The organism is Caballeronia sp. BCC1704 (genome assembly GCF_902833455.1).
Taxonomy (GTDB): domain Bacteria; phylum Pseudomonadota; class Gammaproteobacteria; order Burkholderiales; family Burkholderiaceae; genus Caballeronia.
Genome location: NZ_CADFFT010000004.1, coordinates 66,835 through 88,154, shown reverse-complemented (window position 1 = coordinate 88,154; position 21,320 = coordinate 66,835). Strand labels below are relative to the sequence as shown.

At 64.3% G+C, this 21,320-nt stretch carries 20 protein-coding genes; 9 read left to right on the top strand and 11 right to left on the bottom strand.

Going from position 1 to position 21,320, the window contains the following annotated elements; translation table 11 throughout:
* From HWX53_RS20120 to HWX53_RS20100, 5 genes are all read left to right on the top strand, one after another.
* Entirely contained in the window at nucleotides 1-1,203 is a 1,203-nt protein-coding gene (locus HWX53_RS20120; protein ID WP_175944195.1) for a tryptophan--tRNA ligase, read from the top strand.
* Entirely contained in the window at nucleotides 1,203-1,811 is a 609-nt protein-coding gene (locus tag HWX53_RS20115; protein ID WP_175944193.1) for a class I SAM-dependent methyltransferase, read from the top strand. Before HWX53_RS20120 ends, HWX53_RS20115 begins: the two co-directional genes overlap by 1 nt.
* Before the next feature lie 99 nt (nucleotides 1,812-1,910).
* The gene (gene dapA, locus HWX53_RS20110; RefSeq protein ID WP_175945221.1) at nucleotides 1,911-2,816 is read left to right on the top strand and encodes a 4-hydroxy-tetrahydrodipicolinate synthase; all 906 of its coding nucleotides are present in this window, start codon (nucleotides 1,911-1,913) and stop codon (nucleotides 2,814-2,816) included.
* 186 nt (nucleotides 2,817-3,002) lie between these two features.
* Nucleotides 3,003-4,145 (top strand): outer membrane protein assembly factor BamC, encoded by a 1,143-nt coding sequence (gene bamC, locus HWX53_RS20105; RefSeq protein ID WP_175944191.1) that lies wholly within the window; start codon nucleotides 3,003-3,005, stop codon nucleotides 4,143-4,145.
* Between the two features lie 19 nt (nucleotides 4,146-4,164).
* Nucleotides 4,165-4,938, top strand: coding sequence for an MBL fold metallo-hydrolase (locus tag HWX53_RS20100; protein WP_175944189.1), 774 nt, complete (start codon nucleotides 4,165-4,167; stop codon nucleotides 4,936-4,938).
* A 111-nt stretch (nucleotides 4,939-5,049) separates the two neighbouring features.
* On the opposite strand, the gene HWX53_RS27765 is transcribed toward HWX53_RS20100, so the two are convergent.
* Nucleotides 5,050-5,304, bottom strand: coding sequence for a hypothetical protein (locus HWX53_RS27765; protein ID WP_236572749.1), 255 nt, complete (start codon nucleotides 5,302-5,304; stop codon nucleotides 5,050-5,052).
* A gap of 264 nt (nucleotides 5,305-5,568) precedes the next feature.
* Nucleotides 5,569-6,807, bottom strand: coding sequence for a cupin domain-containing protein (locus HWX53_RS20095; protein ID WP_175944187.1), 1,239 nt, complete (start codon nucleotides 6,805-6,807; stop codon nucleotides 5,569-5,571).
* A gap of 33 nt (nucleotides 6,808-6,840) precedes the next feature.
* Between HWX53_RS20095 and HWX53_RS20090 the strand changes: the two genes are divergently transcribed.
* Nucleotides 6,841-7,386, top strand: coding sequence for a peptidylprolyl isomerase (locus tag HWX53_RS20090; protein ID WP_175944186.1), 546 nt, complete (start codon nucleotides 6,841-6,843; stop codon nucleotides 7,384-7,386).
* Between the two features lie 53 nt (nucleotides 7,387-7,439).
* On the opposite strand, the gene HWX53_RS20085 is transcribed toward HWX53_RS20090, so the two are convergent.
* The 5 genes from HWX53_RS20085 to HWX53_RS20065 form a co-directional block, all read right to left on the bottom strand.
* Complete coding sequence (locus tag HWX53_RS20085) at nucleotides 7,440-8,825, bottom strand: hypothetical protein (protein WP_244140205.1); 1,386 nt, start codon at nucleotides 8,823-8,825, stop codon at nucleotides 7,440-7,442.
* Nucleotides 8,788-11,412, bottom strand: coding sequence for a DNA mismatch repair protein MutS (gene mutS, locus HWX53_RS20080; protein WP_175945218.1), 2,625 nt, complete (start codon nucleotides 11,410-11,412; stop codon nucleotides 8,788-8,790). Before mutS ends, HWX53_RS20085 begins: the two co-directional genes overlap by 38 nt.
* Before the next feature lie 305 nt (nucleotides 11,413-11,717).
* Nucleotides 11,718-12,086, bottom strand: a complete 369-nt coding sequence (locus tag HWX53_RS20075; RefSeq protein ID WP_175944184.1) for a DUF883 family protein — start codon at nucleotides 12,084-12,086, stop codon at nucleotides 11,718-11,720.
* A 181-nt stretch (nucleotides 12,087-12,267) separates the two neighbouring features.
* Nucleotides 12,268-13,566, bottom strand: a complete 1,299-nt coding sequence (gene lplT, locus HWX53_RS20070) for a lysophospholipid transporter LplT (RefSeq protein ID WP_175944182.1) — start codon at nucleotides 13,564-13,566, stop codon at nucleotides 12,268-12,270.
* A 217-nt stretch (nucleotides 13,567-13,783) separates the two neighbouring features.
* Nucleotides 13,784-14,587: an inositol monophosphatase family protein gene (locus HWX53_RS20065; RefSeq protein ID WP_175944180.1), complete on the bottom strand. Its 804-nt coding sequence runs from the start codon at nucleotides 14,585-14,587 to the stop codon at nucleotides 13,784-13,786.
* A 269-nt stretch (nucleotides 14,588-14,856) separates the two neighbouring features.
* Between HWX53_RS20065 and HWX53_RS20060 the strand changes: the two genes are divergently transcribed.
* Together HWX53_RS20060 and cysE are read left to right on the top strand one after the other, a co-directional pair.
* Nucleotides 14,857-15,624, top strand: coding sequence for an RNA methyltransferase (locus HWX53_RS20060; RefSeq protein WP_241269781.1), 768 nt, complete (start codon nucleotides 14,857-14,859; stop codon nucleotides 15,622-15,624).
* 180 nt (nucleotides 15,625-15,804) lie between these two features.
* A complete protein-coding gene (gene cysE / locus HWX53_RS20055; RefSeq protein WP_175944178.1) occupies nucleotides 15,805-16,599 on the top strand; it encodes a serine O-acetyltransferase in 795 nt (264 codons plus the stop codon).
* Here cysE and HWX53_RS20050 read toward each other — a convergent pair.
* From HWX53_RS20050 to HWX53_RS20035, 4 genes are all read right to left on the bottom strand, one after another.
* The gene (locus HWX53_RS20050; protein WP_175944176.1) at nucleotides 16,594-17,403 is read right to left on the bottom strand and encodes a UDP-2,3-diacylglucosamine diphosphatase; all 810 of its coding nucleotides are present in this window, start codon (nucleotides 17,401-17,403) and stop codon (nucleotides 16,594-16,596) included. The genes cysE and HWX53_RS20050 overlap by 6 nt on opposite strands.
* A gap of 11 nt (nucleotides 17,404-17,414) precedes the next feature.
* Entirely contained in the window at nucleotides 17,415-17,906 is a 492-nt protein-coding gene (locus HWX53_RS20045) for a peptidylprolyl isomerase (RefSeq protein WP_175944174.1), read from the bottom strand.
* 73 nt (nucleotides 17,907-17,979) lie between these two features.
* Nucleotides 17,980-18,558: a peptidylprolyl isomerase gene (locus HWX53_RS20040; protein ID WP_175944172.1), complete on the bottom strand. Its 579-nt coding sequence runs from the start codon at nucleotides 18,556-18,558 to the stop codon at nucleotides 17,980-17,982.
* A 91-nt stretch (nucleotides 18,559-18,649) separates the two neighbouring features.
* Nucleotides 18,650-19,450 (bottom strand): tetratricopeptide repeat protein, encoded by an 801-nt coding sequence (locus HWX53_RS20035; RefSeq protein WP_175944171.1) that lies wholly within the window; start codon nucleotides 19,448-19,450, stop codon nucleotides 18,650-18,652.
* 454 nt (nucleotides 19,451-19,904) lie between these two features.
* Between HWX53_RS20035 and cysS the strand changes: the two genes are divergently transcribed.
* Nucleotides 19,905-21,302 (top strand): cysteine--tRNA ligase, encoded by a 1,398-nt coding sequence (gene cysS, locus HWX53_RS20030; RefSeq protein ID WP_175944169.1) that lies wholly within the window; start codon nucleotides 19,905-19,907, stop codon nucleotides 21,300-21,302.
* Nucleotides 21,303-21,320: the final 18 nt, after the last annotated feature.

Sequence of the window (21,320 nt, the reverse complement as noted above, 5' to 3'; positions counted from 1 at the left end):
ATGTTCCCTGACCGTATCTTCTCCGGCATGCGGCCCACCGGGTCGCTGCACCTCGGCCACTATCACGGCGTGCTGAAAAACTGGGTGCGGCTGCAGTCCGAATATCCGTGCTTCTTCGCGGTCGTGGACTGGCACGCGCTCACCACGCACTACGAGACGCCCGAGGTCATCGAGAAAAACGTCTGGGAAGTGCTGATCGACTGGCTCGCTTCCGGCATCGATCCGGCGCAGGCCACGCTCTTCATCCAGAGCCGCGTGCCTGAACACGCGGAATTGTCGCTGCTGCTCGGCATGGGCACGCCGCTCGGCTGGCTCGAACGCGTGCCGACCTACAAGGAGCAGATCGAGAAGCTGAAGGAGAAGGACCTGTCCACGTACGGTTTCCTCGGCTATCCCGTGCTGATGGCGGCCGACATTCTGCTGTATCGCGCGTCGCTGGTGCCGGTTGGCGAAGATCAGGTGCCGCACGTCGAAATGACGCGCGAGATCGCGCGCCGCTTCAACTATCTCTACGGCAAGGAGCCGGACTTCGAAGAGAAGGCGCTCGAAGCCGCGAAGAAGCTCGGCGGCAAGCGCGCGAAGCTGTATCACGAACTGCGCGTCGCGTATCAGCAGGAAGGCGACGACGAGGCGCTCGAACAAGCCCGCGCGATGCTGCAGGAATCGCAGAGCCTGTCGATGAGCGACCGCGAACGCCTGTTCGGCTATCTGGAAGGCGCGCGCAAGCTGATTCTCGTCGAGCCGCAAGTGCTCTTGACGGAAGCGTCGCGCATGCCGGGCCTCGACGGGCAGAAGATGTCGAAGTCCTATGGCAACACCATCGGCCTGCGCGAAGACGCGGAAACCATCACGAAGAAAGTGCGCACCATGCCGACCGATCCGGCGCGCGTGCGCCGCACCGATCCGGGCGATCCGGACAAGTGCCCGGTGTGGCAACTGCATCAGGTCTACACCGACGAAGAGACGCACAAGTGGGTGCAGCAGGGCTGCCGGAGCGCGGGCATCGGTTGCCTGGACTGCAAGCAGCCGGTGATCGAAGGCATTCTGCGCGAGCAGCAGCCGATGCTCGAACGCGCGCAGAAGTACATGGACGATCCGTCGCTGCTGCGCGCGATCGTCGCCGATGGCTGCGACAAGGCGCGCAAGTTCGCGACGGAGACCATGCGCGACGTGCGCGAAGCCATGGGCCTGTCGTACAACTGATGGATGCCGGCACGCCGAGCGGCTGGGTCACGCGCTGGGCGCATCTCGTTGCGCGCGGCGCCGAAGTGCTCGATGTCGCGTCGGGCAGCGGACGCCACGCGCGCTGGTTCGCCGGGCGCGGTCACGCGGTGCTCGCGGTCGATCGTGACGTCGAGGCGCTTGCGTCGATGTCCGCTTGCGAAGGCGTCACGACGCTCGCCGCCGATCTCGAAGGCGCGCCGTGGCCGCTTTCGGCCGACCGCCGGTTCGGCGCGGTGGTCGTCACGAACTATCTGCATCGGCCGCTGTTCGGTCATCTGATCGACTCGCTCGCGCCCGGCGGCGTGCTCATCTATGAGACGTTCGCGGCGGGCAACGAGCGCATCGGCAAGCCATCGAATCCCGCGTTTCTGCTCGCGCCCGGCGAATTGCTCGACGCAGTGCGCGGCCGGCTTCGCGTGATCGCGTACGAGGATGGTTTCGTCGAACGTCCGCGTGCTGCCTATGTGCAGCGAATTTGCGCGGTCCGCGAGTTGCAGGCAACGAATAGCGTGCCGTCCGGCGCAGAAAAACTGCTCACGGTTGGTAACACGTCTTCGGGTTCGCCTCGTTACGATTTGGCGGGCTAATCCGCTACAATCGCGTAATATCGCTTTTTGCGATTAAATTCACGATTAAATTCATAGAGTTTCATGACTAACGGAATGAACGGCGGAACTAACGGCGGAATGGACGGCGGAACCGGCGGCGGCCTCCGGATTCGCGGCAGCATCCCTGCCATCGTCACACCGATGCACGAGGACGGTAGTCTCGATCTGCCGGCGTTTCGTAAGCTGATCGACTGGCATGTCGAGCAGGGCTCGAACGGGCTCGTCGTCGTGGGCACGAGCGGCGAGTCGGCCACGTTGTCGGTCGAAGAGCACGTTCTGATGGTGCAGACGGCAGTCGAGCACGCGGCCAAGCGGTTCCCGATCATCGCGGGCGCGGGCGGCAATTCGACGGCGGAAGCCATCGAACTCTCCAAGCAGGCCAAGAAAGTCGGCGCGGATGCCACGCTGCAAGTCGTGCCGTACTACAACAAGCCGACGCAAGAGGGCATGTACCGGCACTTTCGCGCGATTGCGGAAGCCGTCGATCTTCCCGTGATTCTCTATAACGTGCCGGGCCGCACCGTTGCCGACATGAGCAACGAGACGATCCTGCGTCTCGCCGACGTGCCGGGCATCATCGGCGTGAAGGAAGCGACCGGCAACATCGATCGCGCGGCGCATCTCATCAAGCATGCGCCGGCCGATTTCGCCATCTTCAGCGGCGACGATCCCACGGCCATCGCGCTGATGCTGCTCGGCGGCCACGGCAACATTTCGGTGACGGCCAACGTCGCGCCGAAGCAGATGAGCGAGCTGTGCCGCGCCGCGCTCGCAGGCGACGCGATCACTGCGCGCCGCATCCATCTGAGCCTGTTGGAACTGCACAAGCAACTGTTCTGCGAATCCAACCCGATTCCGGCGAAATGGGCGCTGCAAGCGCTCGGCCGCATGGAAGGCGGCATCCGCCTGCCGCTCACGCCGCTCGACGCGCGCTTTCACGACATCGTGCGTGGGGCGCTGCAAAGCGCCGGGCTGCTCTCTTGACCGAAGCGCGGCGGCGCACTCGCGATATCGACGACACATCGAAATCGACGGCGCCGCGCAATGTGATCGAAGCGATCGCGACCCGTCATCAACCGCCGCTCATCGGCCTCGCTTGCCCGCGTTCGCACGCGCGACCGGCGTGAGGCCATGCGTAACAGCACGTCATCTGCAGCAAAGAAGGACCTCATGAACCATTCCACTCTTCTTACCCAAGCCAAACGCCTGAGCGTGCTGTCGCTTGGCGCCGGCGTCGTCTTCGCGCTGGCGGGTTGCGACACGCTGAACGACTGGCTCGCGCCCGATCGCGTGAATTACAAGGCTGCTGAAACCGCGCCGTCGCTCAACGTGCCGTCCGATCTCAGCACGGCCGACATCAGCCAGCGTTACGCGGCGCCGCCGCCGATCAACACGCTCGGCGGCACCGCGCAGCGCAACGCGACGCCCGCGGGCAACCTGACGCTCGGCGTGCCGAATGCACAGGACCCCTACGGCATGCACGTCGAGAGCGACGGCGATCGCCGCTGGCTCGTCGTGGATGGCCGTTCGCCGGATCAGGTCTGGCCGCAGTTGCAGGAGTTCTGGACCGAGAACGGCTTCACGCTGAAGACCGATTCGCCGCAGACCGGCATCATGGCAACCGACTGGGCCGAGAATCGCGCGAACATTCCGAACGACTGGTTCCGCAACAGCGTCGGCAAGCTGCTCGATTTCGCGTATTCGTCGGGCACGCGCGACATGTTCCGCACGCAAGTGGATCGCGCGTCGGACGGCTCGACCGATATCTCCGTCACGCATAGCGCGATGGAAGAAGTGCTGACGGGTCAGGACAAGACGTCGTCGCGCTGGGAAACGCGTCCGCGCAATCCGGCGCTCGAAGCCGCGTTTCTCGCGAAGATGATGCAGAAGTTCGGCCTGACCGAAGATCAATCGAAGCAGTTGATCGCGCAGGCGCGTCCTGCAGGCGCGAAGGTGGCCGTCGAGCAGACGGCGGGCACCTCGACGCTGGATCTCGCGGAGCCGTTCGACCGCGCTTGGTTGCGCGTCGGCCTCGCGTTGGATCGCACGAACTTCACGGTCGACAATCGCGACCGCGAGAAGGGCATCTACTACGTGCACTATTCCGATTCAATGGCAGAGCTGAAGAAGGAAGGCATTCTCGGCAAGCTGTTCTCCAGCAATTCGCCGAAGCCCACGCGTCAGTTCCTCGTGAACGTTCGTCCGAAGGCGGACGCGCTCACGCAGGTCGCCGTCGTCGATGCGAACGGCCAGCCGGACAACTCGTCCGATGCCCAGCGCATCGTGTCGCTGCTTCACGCGCAACTCAATTAAGCCCGGGCGCGAAGCGATTGTGAGATTCGCCAGTCTGGGTAGCGGCAGTGAAGGCAACGCGTTGCTCGTCGAGTCGACGAGCGGCACGACCACCACGCGCGTGCTGCTCGATTGCGGTTTTTCCGCGAAGGAAGTAGAGCGCCGGCTCGCGCGGCTCGGGTGCACTGCGGCGCAACTCGATGCCATCGTCATCACGCACGAGCACACGGACCATATCGGCAGCGCGCTGACCCTGGCGCGCAAGTGGTCCATTCCGCTGTATATGAGTTGGGGCACCGCGCGGGCGGTCGGCGCAGACGAAGCGAAGGTCGATCTACGCGTGCTGTGGGGCGACGAGAGCGTTGCCATCGGCGATGTCAGCCTGCTGCCGTACACCGTGCCGCACGACGCGCGCGAGCCGCTGCAATATGTCTTTTCGGATGGCGCGAGCCGTCTCGGTGTCCTGACTGATGTCGGCGTGGCGACGCCGCATATCACGAGCGTTCTGAGCGGTTGCGACGCGCTCGTGCTCGAATCCAACCATGATCTCGCGATGCTTGCCGCAAGCCGTTATCCGGCGTCGCTGAAGGCGCGCATCGGCGGGACGCATGGACACCTGAATAACGATGCCGCCGCCGCGATTCTCGCATCGCTCGATCGTTCCAAAATGCGGCATCTGGTGGCCGCGCATCTGAGTCAGCAAAACAATCTGCCGCATCTCGCGCAGGCCGCGCTCGCGGCGGTGCTCGGCGGGTCGGCGGAGGATGTCGTAGTGGCATCGCAAGCGGATGGCTTCGACTGGTTGACGCTGTAGACCGCGAACCCGCGAGCACCAACAAAAAAACCGGCGTAAGCCGGTTTTTTTGTATGGGCCGCTTCAAGCGGCCCTGCCAGGCGTCATGCGCTGGCGTAAAGCCTGATGGCCTTACTGGCTCGCGCCCGAAGCCGGAGCAGCCGACGAAGCAGCAGCGTCCGAAGCAGCGCCAGCTGCCGAAGCTGCGTCGCTTGCAGCGGCCGATGCGCTCGATGCAGCAGCGTTTGCGTCCGAAGCGGCAGCAGCCGGAGCCGAAGCAGCCGACGAATCGCTTGCAGCGCTCGGAGCAGCCGTATCGCTAGACTTGTTGCATGCAGCCAGGGCAACAGCAGCCAACAGGGATGCTACGAGGAGGGATTTCTTCATGATCACGTCCTTTTATGGTTAAAGGTAAGCAACAGCGCAAAGTACCGGTAATGTGTGCTCCAACACCGACCTGGGCCGCTGTGGAGCCTCACAATTCTTTTTGTGTGAGACCTACACGGCTTGGCCGGAAATTATAGGCACTTTCGTCACGACCGTCGATAAATGCGGGGACGGTACGTTGTCTTTCTCATACAAACTTTCGTATTGCGGAACAGCAAAACCAGGGCCTTCGCTGAATCGCGCGACGCTTTCGCGCCAAGCGTTTCAGGCCGGCGGGTCCGTCTGAATCCAGCCCGCACGATACCACTCGTGCAGCAGGGATGTCATTGCCGAATCGTCTGTAAGTGTTACAAAGCGTTTCGCTTCCAGACGCCGTTTGTCAGCCAACTCCGGCAGCCACTTTTTAGCCTTTGCGGATAACGCGGCCGCTTCGCCATTAACGAAATACGAGTGCGTGTTGTAGAGCAAATTCGTCTTTCTATCTAGTCGTATCCCTGTCTTTTTCGCCCGCTCAACAAATTTTTGCTCATTAAGCGCGCGAGACGGCGGATCGAATACGACATTGGCTTTCGGCTCACTCAGATAACTTCCGAGAAACTCAGCGACGTCCTTTTCATTCCAGGTGAGCTTCGCAAGGATCGCGCCAACACGTTCGACGAGAAGCGCCGGTAATTCGCCCGGCTTCGCGACCGGCGGCTGCGCGGGATCGCGATAGCGCACATCGGCTTTGCCTGCGTTCGATTCATCTCCCGCGCGCTCTGCAAGGTGATAGAGAAACTGCGCGGTGAGCTCACGAGCCGAGGGCGCGCGAAAGCCGATGGAGCACGTCATGCATTCACCTTCGGCGATACCGTCGTGCGCGATATGCGGCGGCAGATACAGCATGTCGCCCGGCTCCAGCACCCATTCTTCTCCAGGCTCGAAGTGCTGTAAAACTTTCAACGGCAGACCGGGTTTTAGCGAGAGATCGCGCTGCGCGCCTATGCGCCAGCGCCGCTTGCCGTGCACTTGCAGCAGGAACACGTCGTAAGAGTCGAAGTGCGGGCCGACGCCGCCGCCGTCGGTAGCATAAGAGATCATGAGGTCGTCGAGACGCGCGTCAGGAATGAAGCGGAAACGGTTCATCAGCGCATGCGCTCGCTCGTCGTGCAGGTTCACGCCTTGCACGAGCAATGTCCATTCGCGTTTTCTGACGGAAGGCAGTTCGTCCGGCGCGAACGGGCCGTGCTCGAGATTCCACGTATTGCGAAAATGCGTGATGAGGCGCGATTCCACGTCGTCGAGATCGGCGAGTTCGAACAGGTCGTCGCGCGGAATGGGCGCGGACATGCCGGGGATCGCCTGACGGATCAGAAGCGGTTTTTTCTGCCAGTAACGCCGCATGAACTGTCGCGGCGTGCGGTTGCCCAACAACGGTGTGATTTCGTCGGGAAGCGGCGCGCCGGAGGGCTCGGAAAGGCTGGGAAGGGGTAAGGTGGGAACGTCTGAGGGCCGCTGGCGCATCGTATAATCGAGGCTTGTATCTTGGAGGATTCAATGAAAATTGCGAAAGACACTGTCGTTTCGGTCGCCTACAAGCTATCGGATGCCCAAGGCAATCTGATCGAGGAGAGCGACGAGCCGATGGTCTATCTGCACGGCGGCTATGATGGCACGTTCCCCAAGATCGAGGAAGCGCTGGACGGTCGCGAGCCTGGTTATGAAACGCTCATCCAGCTCGAGCCGCAAGATGCGTTCGGCGAATACGATCCCGAGCTCGTCAAGATCGAAGAGCGCAGCCGTTTCCCGGAACCGCTGGAAGTGGGCATGCAGTTCGAAGGCACGCCCGAAGACAGCGACGACGATCTCGACTCGCTCATCTATACGGTGACGGATGTCGCGGAAGACAAAGTGGTGCTCGACGGCAATCATCCGCTTGCCGGCATGGCGCTGCGCTTTGCGCTGTCGGTGCAGGAAGTGCGCACCGCGACGGAAGACGAGGTGAAACATCAGCACGCGCATGGCGTAGACGGCCTCGAAGTGCTGGATGAAGACGAAGACGACGACGAGCCGCGCACGGACTCCGGCCCGACGCTGCACTAAGCGCATCTGGGTTTCCGGGCGTCGTCGCTAAGCGCAGCTTCGGCTGCGCTTTTTTATTGCGCGGTGCCGTTGCCGGACACGCCCGACGCGGGCACCGGGAGAATAGGCGGCAACGCTTGCGGCGGCGTGAGAATGGGCGGCAAGCCCGACGCCGGCTGCATGAGCGAAGGCGGCGCGGGCAACTGCGCAGGCAGATCGTTGCGCGGCAGCGCGGGCGGTGTCGAAGCGGGCGCAGCGGGCATGTAATCGGAATATGAGCCGTAAGGCGCGCTCGACGGCGCGGACTGCGCGGGCGTCTCTGGTTTCGGCTCTGTCGCATCGTGCTTGCGGGAGTCCTGCGCGTTCCGCACGTCGCGCACGTCGCGTATATCGCGCACGCGCAACCGAAACGGCGGATGCCATCGCGGGTCGCTGACTACTTCGAGCCATTGCGACTGCGGTCGCTTTAGCGAAAGCGCGACGCGCGTCAGATTCGTCACGGTCAGCCCCTTGTCGTTACGCAGCGGCTGGTCGATATGAAAACCGTTCGGCTCGGACGCTTCGGTTCGATGAATGACGATCACCGGTCCGCGAAACGTCTCCGCCGCTTTCACGAGCGAGCGTTTCAGTTCGAGGAACCCATCGCGCGGCTCGTTGGCCCGCGAAAAGCGCAGCCACGCGAAACGGTCGCGCCGTTCGTAACGCGCGAAATCGGGATCGCCCTGCAACACGATGACGAGCGCGCGCATGCCCGCGCGCCGCGCCGATTCGGCAGCGTGATCGAGCCAGAACGTCGTCGCGACCGTGCGATCCTCGAACTCGCCGTTGCGCCCGCCTGCCGTCAGATAATGGTTGTTCGGACTCGGCGCATTCAGGCCGATGAACGCAATGCCTTCGGCCTGCCAGCGCACGTTTTCACGAAACGGGCGAAAGCGCGCAACCTCGCTTTCGCGTGTGAGCGTGAGCGGATTCTGTCCCAGCGAACTGGCATCCACGAAGAAAAGCTGCCGAACGAAGTCGAGCCGCTCGACGGGATCGTACGCGCCGCCATGCGTCAGCCCGCAATCGGCCCAGTCGTGCTGGCCGAGCAGGAGCACCACCGGCGTTCGCGATGCATCCAGCAGATCGCGCCGCGACTGATAGATGCTGTCGCGGCACGGCTCGGTCGCGCCTTTCACGTTGCCGTCGTAGACGATGAAACTGACGCTGCGATCCCGCGCGATGGCATCGAGCATTTGACGCACGGGCGCTTCGTCGGCAGGGCGGGTGAGCGCGTCCGAGATCACAGCGAACGTCAGCGGATCGCCATTTTGCGCGTGTGCCTGCGCGAACGCGCCCGCCAAGAGCGCCGTTACGAACGCGCCATTGCAAAGCCGAGCGGCCGCGCGCAAAAGATGCGACGCGCCCGCGCCGGCGATAGGCTCAGTGCGACGCATCCGGCGCTTGATTCGCCAGTTCATGCAGTTCGTACAGCAAATCAAGCGCATCGCGCGGACGCAGGTCGTTCGGATCGAGCGCGCGCAGTTTGTCGAGCACCGGATGATCGGGCGCGGGTTGCGCGGCGGGTTCGCTATCCGGCTCGTCGTCGAACGCGTACGGCGGGCTCGCGAAGAGATCGAACTGCGCGGTCGGCTGCCCGATGGACTGCTGCTCCAGATGCACGAGATGCTTGCGCGCGGCACGGATCACCGCCGACGGAACGCCCGCGAGTTGCGCGACCTGCAAGCCGTAGCTCTGGTTCGCCGGCCCTTCGTTGACCGAATGCAGGAACACGATGCCGTGATCGTGTTCGACCGCCGACAAATGCACGTTCGCCGCCTGCGCGAACTCGGTGGGCAACTGCGTCAATTCGAAATAATGCGTCGCGAATAGCGTATAGCAGTGGTTGTGCGACAGCAGATGCCGCGCGATGGCCCACGCGAGCGCGAGGCCGTCGAACGTCGAGGTGCCGCGGCCAATCTCGTCCATGAGGACGAGGCTAGACGACGTGGCGTCGTTGAGAATGGCGGCGGCTTCGGTCATCTCGACCATGAACGTGGACCGGCCGCCCGCGAGATCGTCGGCCGCGCCGATGCGCGTGAAGATGCGGTCGAGCGCGCCGAAACGCGCGCGCTTGGCCGGCACGTAGCTGCCGACATACGCCATCAGCGCAATCAGCGCTGTCTGCCGCATGAACGTCGATTTACCGCCCATGTTGGGGCCGGTGATCAGCAACAGCTTGCGGTCGTCGTTCAGGCAGCAATCGTTCGCGATGAACTGCTCGACCTGCGCCTCGACGACCGGGTGCCGTCCCTGTTCGATATCGATGCCGGCGTCCGCCGCGAACTCCGGCGCGACCCAGTCGAGCGCGCGGGCCCGCTCGGCGAACGCGCCGAGCAAGTCCAGTTCGGCGAGCGCGCTCGCGACGCGCTGACAATCTTCGAGAAACGGCAACAGGTTTTGCAGCAGCGCTTCATAGAGCGCGCGTTCGCGGGCGAGCGCCCGTTCCTGCGCCGACAGCGCCTTGTCCTCGAATGCCTTGAGCTCGGGCGTGATGTACCGCTCCGCGTTCTTGAGCGTCTGACGGCGGCGGTAATCGTCCGGCACCTTGTCGGTCTGGCCGCGCGTCACTTCGATATAAAAGCCATGCACGCGGTTGTATTCGACGCGCAGGTTGCCAATGCCCGTGCGCGTGCGCTCGCGCGCTTCGAGATCGATCAGGAATTGATCGCAGTTCTCCGAAATATCGCGCAGTTCGTCGAGATCGGCGTCGTAGCCGCGCGCGATCACGCCGCCGTCGCGAATCAGCGCGGCCGGCTCGGGCGCGATGGCGCTGGCAAGCAGATCGAGGCATTCGTGCGGCGGTTCGAGCGCCGCGCCGATGCGCGCGAGCGCCGCCGCCCGCGCGGGCAACGCGGCGACGAGCGTCTGAAGCTCGGGCAGCGCGGCAAACGTGTCGCGCAGGCAGGACAGATCGCGCGGACGCGCCGACAGCAGCGCGAGCCGTCCCGTGATGCGCTCGATGTCCGAGATCTTGCGAAGCGCCGTTCGCAGCGCGTCGAGACCGCTCGCAGCCGGCGCGTCGAGCAGCGCGCCGATCGCATGCTGGCGAGCCTGCGCGACGGACGCATCGCGCGGCGGATGATGCAGCCAGTGACGCAACAGGCGGCTGCCCATGCTCGTACAGCAGGTATCGAGCAGCGAGCAGAGCGTCGGCGATTCGGTGCCGCGCAGCGTTTCCGTCAGTTCGAGATTGCGGCGCGTCGCCGGGTCGAGCCCGATGTACTCCGACTCATGCTCGACCTTGAGGCTTCGCACATGGCGCAACTGCTGCCCTTGCGTCGCGGCGGCGTAGAGCAAGAGCGCGCCCGCCGCGCCGCACGCGCAGGTGAGCGTTTCGCCGCCGAAGCCGTCGAGGCTCGCGACGTTCAGTTGCTCGCGAAGGCGCTGCGTGCCGGAGCCGACATCGAAGTGCCAGGCGGGCACGCGCGTCGGCGCGGCGAGATTCGCGACGCCGAAAGTCGGCTGCATGTCTGTGACGGTATCGGCGATGAGCGTCTCCGACGGACGGATGCGTTCCAGCGCCGCTGCCACTTGCTCGGGCGCGACTTCCGCGAGCCGCAGCGCGCCGCTCGCCAGATTGAGCCACGCGAGGCCGACGCTCGTCACCACGCCGCGCCGGTTGTGCGCGGGGCAGAGCGCGAGCAGATAGACATCGCTTTTATCGGACAACAGCGCCGCGTCGGTGAGCGTGCCGGGCGTGACCACGCGCACGACCTTGCGCTCGACCGGCCCTTTCGACGTCGCCGGATCGCCGATCTGTTCGCAAATGGCGACCGACTCGCCGAGCTTCACCAGCTTGGCCAGATATTGCTCGCACGCGTGATGCGGCACGCCCGCCATGCGAATGGGGTTGCCACCGGACGCGCCGCGTTGCGTGAGCGTGAGATCGAGCAGGCGCGCGGCTTTCCCGGCATCGTCGAAGAAGAGCTCGTAGAAATCGCCCATGCGATAGAAGACGAGCGTGCCGGGATGCTCCGCCTTGATGCGAAGGTACTGCTGCATCATCGGCGTATGCTGCGCGAAATCGGCCGGAAGCGCCGCGGGAAGCGCCGCCGGAAGCGCGGCGGCGGCCGGTGCGGAAGGAGAGTCGGGAGTTGCCGTGTGATTGCCCATCTTGCATGCGGTAAGAGCCAACGGGCGGAACGCAACGCGCGCTCAGCCGCGATTCAGCCGATAGTGCAAGAGTTTAACCCGTCGTGATCAGACGACGGAGACGGCCGAAAGGCATAGGCCGCGCGACGGGAGATGCAAAAGCAAGCGGGGCCACCCTGCGGCGGCCCCGGTGTCACAGGCAAAGCAGGCGCGATGCTTCAGGAGCGTCCCGCCAGAAAGCCGACGAGCAGCGCGAGACCCGCGACCGCGCCGAGCGTGTGCCACGGCTTGTCATGGACGAAGTCGTCCGCGTAGCCCGCTGCGTCGCCGAGCCTGTCGGTGATGGCCGAGCTCGCGCCGTCCATCTGCGAGCGCGCGAACTTCAGCTTCGATTGCAGTTGCTTGCGCAGGCGGTCGGCGTCGATATCCTTCGCGCCCTGAAGCGAGCTTTCCAGATCGTCGAGCAGGCTGCGCAGCTGGTCGGTCGCCGAATCGACGACATCGCCCGCACCGCGCACGGCGCGCTGGCCGACATCGGCTGCGCCATTGATCTTGCTGTCGAGCGTCGAACGTGAAAACAGTCCCATTTCATTGCTCCTTTATTTGACGTGCCGGAGAATGGCTGCGCGCGAGCTATGACATGATCCGGCCCGCGCGGCCTCTTGCGCTGATGCGCGTTCCTGCTGTTACGACTCAAACCGTGCGCCGTCGTTTCCTCCCTTGGTCAGACGGCGACGCATGCAGCCGGATTCAACGGACAAGCAAGGTTCATTCCTCGACGAGCGCGCCCAGATCCACTTCCCGTTCGTTGCGCGTATGGCGGCGCATCGCGAGCGCCATCATCCCGCAGACGAAGACGCCGAACACGACGATGATCCATTGCACCGGCACCTTCTCGGTCAGGAGCAGCGCATACGCGCCGAGCATCGCGAGCACGGCGAGATTCTGGTTGAAATTCTGCACGGCGATCGAATGGCCCGCCGAAAGCAGCGTCGCGCCGCGATGTTGCAGTATCGCGTTCATCGGCACGATGAAAAAGCCCGACAAGCCGCCGAGCGCGATCATCAGCGGATAGGCCATCAGAATGTAGGCCGGCGCGAAGAACGGACCGACGTGCACGCCCGCGCCCGCCGGAAAGAGGTCCTTGTTGTAGAACGCCATCGCGATCGCCACCGCGCCGATCAGCACGCCGACCGGCAGCACCTTCAGCGACTGCCGCAGCGCGATCCACGCGGACGCCGCCGCCGCGCCGAGCGCAATGCCGACGCCCGTGATGCCTTGGAGAACCGCCGCCTTCGAGAGCGACAAGCCGAGGTTCGCATCGGCCCACTTCAGCACGAGCAGTTGCAGCGTGACGGCCGCGCCCCACAGGAGCGTCGTGACCCAAAGCGCGATCTGCGCGAGCTTGTCGCTCCACAGGACCTTGAAGCAGCGCGAAAAGTCGTGCACGAGGCGCGTCGGCTGCGTCAGCAGATTCGGATAACGCGCGCCGGTATCGGGGATGAACGCGTTGATGACGGCCGCCGATGCGTAAATCAGCATCACGGCGAACATCGCGGCGTGGGCGGCGCTCGTGACGAGCGGCACATGCGCGTGCGACACCCAGCGTTCGACGACCTGACTCACGAGCGCGCCGCCGATCACAGTGCCGATGATGGTCGAGCCGACCGTCGCCGATTCGAGCCACGCGTTGGCCGCGATCAGCTTTTGCGGCGGCAGCAGTTCGGTGAGGATGCCGTACTTGGCCGGCGAGTACGCGGCCGCGCCGAGGCCGACGACGCCGTACGCGATCATCGGATGCACGCCCGCGATCATCAGCGCGCAGCCGCCTGCCTTCAGCGCGTTCGAGATGAACATGACGTGGCGCTTTTGCAGGGCATCGGCGAATGCGCCGACGAAAGGCGCGAGCACCACGTACGAAACGGTGAAGAAGATCTGCAAGAGCGGCGTGACCCATGGCGCGGAGCGCACGACGGCGAGCATCGCGATGGCGGCGATCAGAAGCGCGTTGTCCGCCAGCGACGAGACGAACTGCGCGGCGATGATCGTATAGAAGCCTTTTTTCATGGGTGCGGGCGACCGGGGCGCGTGGCGCCGTAAACGGAAACTGAAACGGAAATGAAAATGAAGGGGAGAAAGCGCGCCCCGCTGAACGCGAAGCAAAAGATTGCACTCTAGCCGAGCGCGACGTTCATTGCAGAGCACGCGGCGCGCCCGTCAGGCTAATGGAAACGGAGCGCGGCGGCGCGCGCTCCGGCAAAGCGATTGCTTCGCGCGTGTCGGCTTATTCGCCCGTCAGACGCGTGCGCGAATACATGTCGAGAATCTTGACCATCTGCGCGTACACCTTCGGGTTCGCGGCGACGATCTCGTTCTGAAACAGGAAGTCCGATTCGCCCGTGTAGTTGCCGACGAGCCCGCCCGCTTCGGTCACGATCAGGCTGCCCGCGGCGACGTCCCACGGATGAATGCCCTGCTCGAAGAAGCCGTCGAGGCGTCCGGCCGCGACGTTCGCGAGATCGAGCGCCGCCGCGCCCGGACGGCGCAGCCCCGCGCACGACATCGTCATTTCGCTGAACAGACGCGTGTAGGCGTTCAGGCCCTGACCGTCGCGGAACGGAAAGCCCGTGCCGATGAGCGCGTCGGAGAGGCGGTCTAGCTTGCCGACGCGAATGCGCCGCTCGTTCAGATACGCGCCGCCGCCGCGCGAGGCGGTGAACAGATCGTTGCGCGTCGGATCGTAGACGACGGCTTGCGTGACCGTGCCCTTGTGTGCGAGCGCGATCGACACGCAGTAGTACTGGAAGCCGTGGATGAAGTTGGTGGTGCCGTCGAGCGGATCGATGATCCACTGATAGTCCGATTCGCGATCGTCCTGGCCGGACTCTTCCGCGAGAATCGAATGATCGGGATAGGCGTTGCGCAGCGTCTCGATGATGGCCGCTTCCGACGCCTTGTCGACTTCCGTCACGAAGTCGTTGTGCTGCTTCTTGCTGACGAGGAGGCGGTCCAGGTCCAGCGACGCGCGGTTGATGATCTGTCCGGCGCGGCGCGCGGCCTTGACAGCGATGTTGAGCATCGGATGCATGAGCGAAATCCTTTGACCGCCGCGCGTTGCACTCACGTGCGCGGGCGATGGGTTGCAAGAAGTGTTGGCGACAACGACTGAGGTCGACGAAAGACGAATTGAATAAGAGCGGGGCGCCCGCAGACGTTCACGAAGCGCGAAGGGGCCATTTTACCCGAATGCGGCCGCGCGCAGCGAGGGCGGCCGAGCGGGGCAATCGGCGATAACATACCGGGTTAATTCCGCACTTATCAGCAACCCCATCTGCAACTCAGAGCACGAACCGCGCCTTGGAATCCAACGATCTATCTCTCCCCGCCGGTGGCTTCACGTCCACGCGATTCATCCTCGTCGAGCCGAGTCATCCGGGCAATGTCGGCGCCGCCGCCCGCGCGCTCAAGACGATGGGCTTCGCGCGCCTCGTGCTGGTCGCGCCGCGCGTCGCCGACGTGAAGAACGACCCCGAAGCCATCGCGATGGCGAGCGGCGCGGACGACGTGCTCGCGTCTGCGCATGTCGTCGATACGCTCGCGGATGCGCTCGTCGGCGTGCACTGGTCCGTTGCGCTCACCGCCCGCACGCGCGAGTACGGTCCGCCGCACATGCCGCCGCGTGTCGTGGGCGAGCGCGCGCGCGAGCTCACGCATCACGGCGACATTGCGCTCGTCTTCGGCAACGAGCGCACCGGGCTTTCCAACGCAGATGTCGAGCGATGCAGCGCGCTCGCGCATATTCCGGCGAACCCCGCGTACAGCTCGCTCAATCTCGCGCAGGCGGTCCAGGTGCTCGCCTACGAACTGCGGCTCGCGTTTCATCAGGCCGCGCCCGTTGCGACGCCCGGCGAAACCGTGGTGCAGCTCGCACCGAGCGATGAAATCGAAGGCATGTACGCGCACCTCGAAGAGGCATTGATCGCGCTATCGTTCCTCGATCCGGCCAATCCGAAGAAGCTGATGTCGCGCGTGCGGCGTCTTTTTGCGCGAGCCGGTCTCGAACGTGAGGAAGTGAACATTCTTCGAGGCATTGCAAAGCATATTCTTCTGCGTGGTAAGCCGTGAGCGCGACCGCGTTGTCATCGGGGGCTTCGGGCGCGTCCTGCAACGGCGGCGCGCTCGTCCTACAATCGGCACAAAACGGCTCGCCGTCATAAGCTTTGCGCGTTTTCAGCAAAGCAGAGCGTGACACAGTGCGACCCGGCGCGATCCAGCGCCATCCTTCCCCCGACCGAGACCACCGCCATGTTCGACCGATTTCGCGAAGACATCGCCGCCATTCGTGAGCGCGATCCCGCCGCTCGCAGCGTCTTTGAAGTCGTCACGTGTTATCCGGGCCTGCATGCCATCGTCCTGCATCGTTTCGCGCACGGCTGCTGGAACCGCGGCTGGCGCTGGCTCGGGCGCTTCGTGTCGCAGATCGCGCGGTTTCTGACCGGCATCGAGATTCATCCGGGCGCGACGCTCGGGCGGCGCGTGTTCATCGATCACGGCATGGGCGTGGTGATCGGCGAGACGGCTATCGTCGGCGACGACTGCACCATCTATCAGGGCGTGACGCTCGGCGGCACGTCGCTCTCGCGCGGCGCGAAGCGGCACCCGACGCTCGAGCAAGGCGTGATTGTCGGCGCGGGCGCGAAAGTGCTCGGCAGCTTCACCGTCGGCGCGCAGGCGAAGATCGGTTCGAACGCGGTCGTCGTGAAGCCGGTGCCGGCGGGCGGCACGGCGGTGGGCAATCCGGCGCGCGTGGTGATGCCGGCCGTCGCGAAAAAGCCCGATGCGCGCGAGAACGCGAGCGCCGCGTTCTGCGCGTACGGCATCACGCCTAACGCGGACGATCCGGTGTCGCTCGCCATTCACGGCCTGATCGATCACGCATCGACGCAGGCGCAGCGCACCGACGAGATCGTCGCGGCGCTGGAGCGGCTCGGCGCGCGCGTCGAGGCGCTGCACGGCGTGGACGGCGCGGCGCTGCTCGACCTGAAGCGCCTCTCAAAAGTGATCGAAGGCGAGGCGCGCAGCGCCGAACGTCACTTATAGCGGAAGCGCGCGCACGCCGCCGGCATCCAGACGTAGATAGCCGCCGCGCGGCGCGTCGATATCCAGTTCCCAATCGGGCAGCACCCAGCGCACGCCTTCCACTTCGCGATGCATCGCCGGACGGTGCGTATGGCCGTGAATCAGCGTATGCGTGCGGCTTCGGATGAAGAGCTCCGACACGGCCTTGCGCGTCACGTCGTATTTGGCCGATACGCCGTTCATGCGCGCGCCTTCGCTCTTGCTTCGCATGCGTTCGCCGATGGCGAGCCGCGCGCCCAGCGGCAGCGCAAGAAAAGCGCGTTGCGCGTAGGAGTTGCGCGCGAAGCGGCGAAAGTACTGATACGCGCGATCCGCGGTGCACAGCGCGTCGCCGTGCGCGAGCACGATGCGCGTGCCGAACGCGGTCATCGCGTACGGATCGGGCAGCAGCATGGCGCCGGCTTCGCGCATGAAGCGCTTGCCGAGCAGAAAGTCGCGATTGCCGTGCATCACAAAGAGCCCGATGCCGCGCTCCGAGAGCGTGTGCATGAGCTTCGTCATGCGCCGCGCGAAGCGTGCGCGCTCGTGGTCGACGGCGGGATCGAGCACGTCGTCGCCGACCCAGAACTCGAACAGGTCGCCGAGAATGAAAACGGAGTCCGCCTCGCTGGCCGTGACTTCGATGAAATGCTCGAACGCGGCGACCGTCTTCGGTATCGCCTCGCTCAGGTGCAGGTCCGAAATGAAAAACAGCGGACGCGCGACGTGCGCGCTGCCCGCTGCTTCGTGTTTCGCTTCGCGACCGAAAGACTTCGTATCGATCATGCGATGAACGGTCAGACCACCACGGCCTTCTCGATGATCACGTCATCGACCGGCACGTCCTGGTGGAAGCCCTTCGAGCCCGTCTTGACCTTCTTGATCTTCTCGACGACATCCAGACCTTCGACGACGCGGCCGAACACGGTATAGCCCCAGCCTTGCGGCGTCGGCGACGAGTGGTTCAGGAAGTCGTTGTCCTTCACGTTGATGAAGAACTGCGCGGTGGCCGAGTGCGGATCGTTGGTGCGCGCCATCGCGACCGTGCCGGTGTCGTTCGTGAGGCCGTTGTTGGCTTCGTTCTGGATCGGCGCGTCGGTCGGCTTCTGCTTCATGCCCGGCTCGAAGCCGCCGCCCTGAATCATGAAGCCGTCGATCACGCGATGGAACACCGTGTTGTCGTAGTGGCCTTTCTTCACGTAGTTGAGGAAGTTCTCAACGGTCTTCGGCGCTTTTTCCGCGTCGAGTTCGATCTTGATGACGCCGTGGTTCGTATGCAGTTCGACCATGTTCTTTCTCCGGTGTGTTGAATGAGCGCAATGCGCGGCGCGCGACCATCGCGCGCCGCCGCAAGTGTTCGTGTTACTGGGACACCACGGTGGCCGACTCGATGACGGTCGGCTTCTGCGGCACGTCCGCCATCGGCCCGCGCGTGGTGGTCGGGCTGCCTTCGATCTTCTTCACGACATCCATGCCCGAGACCACTTTGCCGAACACGGCATAGCCGTTGCCGTCCGGGTTCGGATAGTCGAGGCCGGCATTATCGACCGTATTGATGAAGAACTGCGCCGTTGCCGAGTTCGGATCGCTCGTGCGCGCCATCGCGATGGTGCCGGTCGCGTTCTTCAGGCCGTTACGGCTTTCGAGCGGAATCGGCGCGCGCGTGGGCTTCTCAGCAAAGCTCGTGCTATAGCCGCCGCCCTGAATCATGAAGCCGGGAATCACGCGATGAAAGATCGTGCCGCTGTATTGACCGGACTTCACGTAGGCAAGAAAGTTCTCGACCGTCTTGGGCGCCTTCTCCGGATACAGCTCGACGCGGATGTCGCCTTGCGACGTCTTGAAGAGCACGTTCGGATGCGCGGCCTGCGCGGGCTGAGCAAAGGCGGGGGCTGTCGCGATCAGGGCGGCGCCGGACAGCGCCAACATCAGCAATTTCATGAAGGTCCAATCCTCGATTATGGATGCAAAGCGTCGTGCAATCGCGCGGCGCAGGTCGACAGCTTACCGCCTGCGCGCGCGGGTTCTCTCGTTACGGCTGCCCGTCGGGCGCGACATAAGGCGACGTGGGCAGCGGGCCGCTCGGTCCGCCGAACGGCGAGTAGCTGTCGGGCGAGGGCATCGTGGTGAAATCGGAGCCCGGCGCGGGCGTCCACAAATCCGATGCCGCGCGCGGCGCCGACGCCGCCTGCGCGCCGGAAGCCGCAGCCGCTCCGCGCTTTCTCGGCGGCGGCGTGATGATGTTCTGGATGGCGGTCACGCGCTGGCGCGTGACCGGGCTCGTCGAGCCGAGCGACTGCGCGCGTTTATACGATTCGCTCGCGAGCCGCAAATACAGATCGCCGAGATTGTCGTAGGCGAGGGCATAGCCGGGATTCGCTTTCACGGCCGTTTCCAGCGCGACGCGCGCATCTTCGTAGCGGCCTTTCTTCGCGTACAGCGCCGCGAGATTGTTGTACGGCTCGGGCAACTCGGGGTAAGCCTGCGTGAGCTCGGTGAACGCGGTGATGGCTTCATCGTCGCGATTCAGACGGGCCAGCACCGTCGCGCGCTTGAACTTCGCCTGCACGTCGCGCGGATGCGTGGCCAGGCGTGCGTCCAGTTGCGTGAGCGCGGCGTTCCAGTCCTTGTTGGCGATGGAAGCGTCGATCTGCGGCGTATCGTCCGCCGTGGCCGTCGATACCTGCGCGAGCGCCGCGCTCGACCAGCCGAAGCATGCGGCGACGCCGAAGACGGCGACAGCGGCGGTGCGCGCAAGCGTCGCGGCAAAGCGTGAGCGGAAACGGAAAAGGAAGCGATCGGCCGCGGGCCGGCGAGAGAATTGCAGAGGCATGCGCGCGTGGGCGTGAGTCACTTGAATATGGGTCAAGGAAGGAGGCGGGAAGAAAGCGAAGAACCCGGAAGCTCGGCTGTGAACGATTCGGAAAGCGACTGCCGGGCGACGCGCGAAACACCATGAACGGCGGGGCCGAAAGCGAAGCACGAAGCACGCGTTACATTGCCCGCCGCGCGGCCGCCTGGAGGTTTCATGGGCTCAAATCCGGGTGTTATACTCCGACCCATTCTAACAAAAGGTCCGGACGTTCCGCGCACGCGTCTTGCACACGACATACGCTCGTGCTCACGCGCTGCCGACATCGGACTGTCTTCGCCACTCGTGGCCGTCTCCGTCCTGGTCGCATGACCGTCGTGTTCGCGCTCGCGTGTGCGTCTTCTTCGCCCCGCAAGATCGAGCACGCCGTTTGCGACTCCACGCACGGTTGGTTCCGGCTCACGCACTGTCCTCTATGAATTCGCTGCGCATCTACAACACGCTCGCGCGTGACAAGCAACCCTTCACGCCGCTTCGCCCCGGCGAGGTACGCATGTACGTCTGCGGAATGACGGTCTATGACTATTGTCATATCGGTCATGCGCGCGTGATGGTGGTGTTCGATGTCGTGCAGCGGTGGCTGCGCACGCTCGGCTACAAGGTCACGCACGTTCAGAACATCACGGACATCGACGACAAGATCATCCGTCGCGCGGTCGAGAACAACGAGCCGATCAAGTCGCTCACGCAGCGCTTCATCACGGCGATGCACGAAGACGCCGCCGCGCTCGGCGTCGCGCGCCCGGACATCGAGCCGCGCGCCACCGACTTCATCCCGCAGATGCTCGGCTTGATCGATGCGTTGGAAGCGAACGGCTACGCGTATCACGCGAAGGACGGCGACGTGAACTACGCGGTGCGCAAGTTCGCGGGCTACGGCAAGCTGTCGGGCAAGTCGCTCGAAGACTTGCGCGCAGGCGAGCGCGTCGCGGCCAACGACGCGAAGGAAGATCCGCTCGACTTCGTGTTGTGGAAGCGCGCGAAGGAAGGCGAGCCCGCGGACTCGGGCTGGGACTCGAAGTGGGGACGCGGCCGTCCGGGCTGGCATATCGAATGTTCGGCCATGGCGTGCAAACTGCTCGGCGAACACTTCGACATTCACGGCGGCGGGCAGGACTTGCAGTTCCCGCATCACGAGAACGAGATCGCGCAAAGCGAAGGCGCGACCGGCCAGACCTTCGTGAACTACTGGATGCATAACGGCTTCGTGCAGATCGACAGCGAGAAGATGTCGAAGTCGCTCGGCAACTTCTTCACGATTCGCGAAGTGCTCGAAAAATTCGATGCCGAAGTGGTGCGCTTCTTTATTGCGCGGGCACACTATCGGTCGCCGCTGAACTACAGCGACGTGCATCTCGACGATGCAAGGAACGCACTGACGCGTCTATATACGGCGTTGAAGGATGTCGAGCCGGACAATCAGCAACTTGACTGGGACGAGGCGAACGCGCAGCGTTTCCAGTCTGCGATGAACGACGACTTCAACACGCCGGTGGCCGTGTCCGTGCTGTTCGATCTCGCAAGCGAAGTGAACCGCACGCGCGATGCCGCGCTCGCGCGCCAGTTGAAGGGCCTGGGCCAGGTGCTCGGTTTCTTCGGCCGCGAGCCGCGCGCCTTCCTGCAGCAAGCAGGCGGTACCGCTGCCGCAGAGGGCCTCTCGCCGCAAGAGATTGAAGCGAAGATCGCCGAGCGCATCGCCGCGAAGCAGGCGAAGAACTATGCCGAAGCAGACCGGATTCGCGCCCAGTTGCTCGAAGCCGGGATTGCGCTTGAAGACAAACCGGGTGGGTCGACCGAATGGCGTCGCGTTTGAGCGCGACCCTTCGAACCC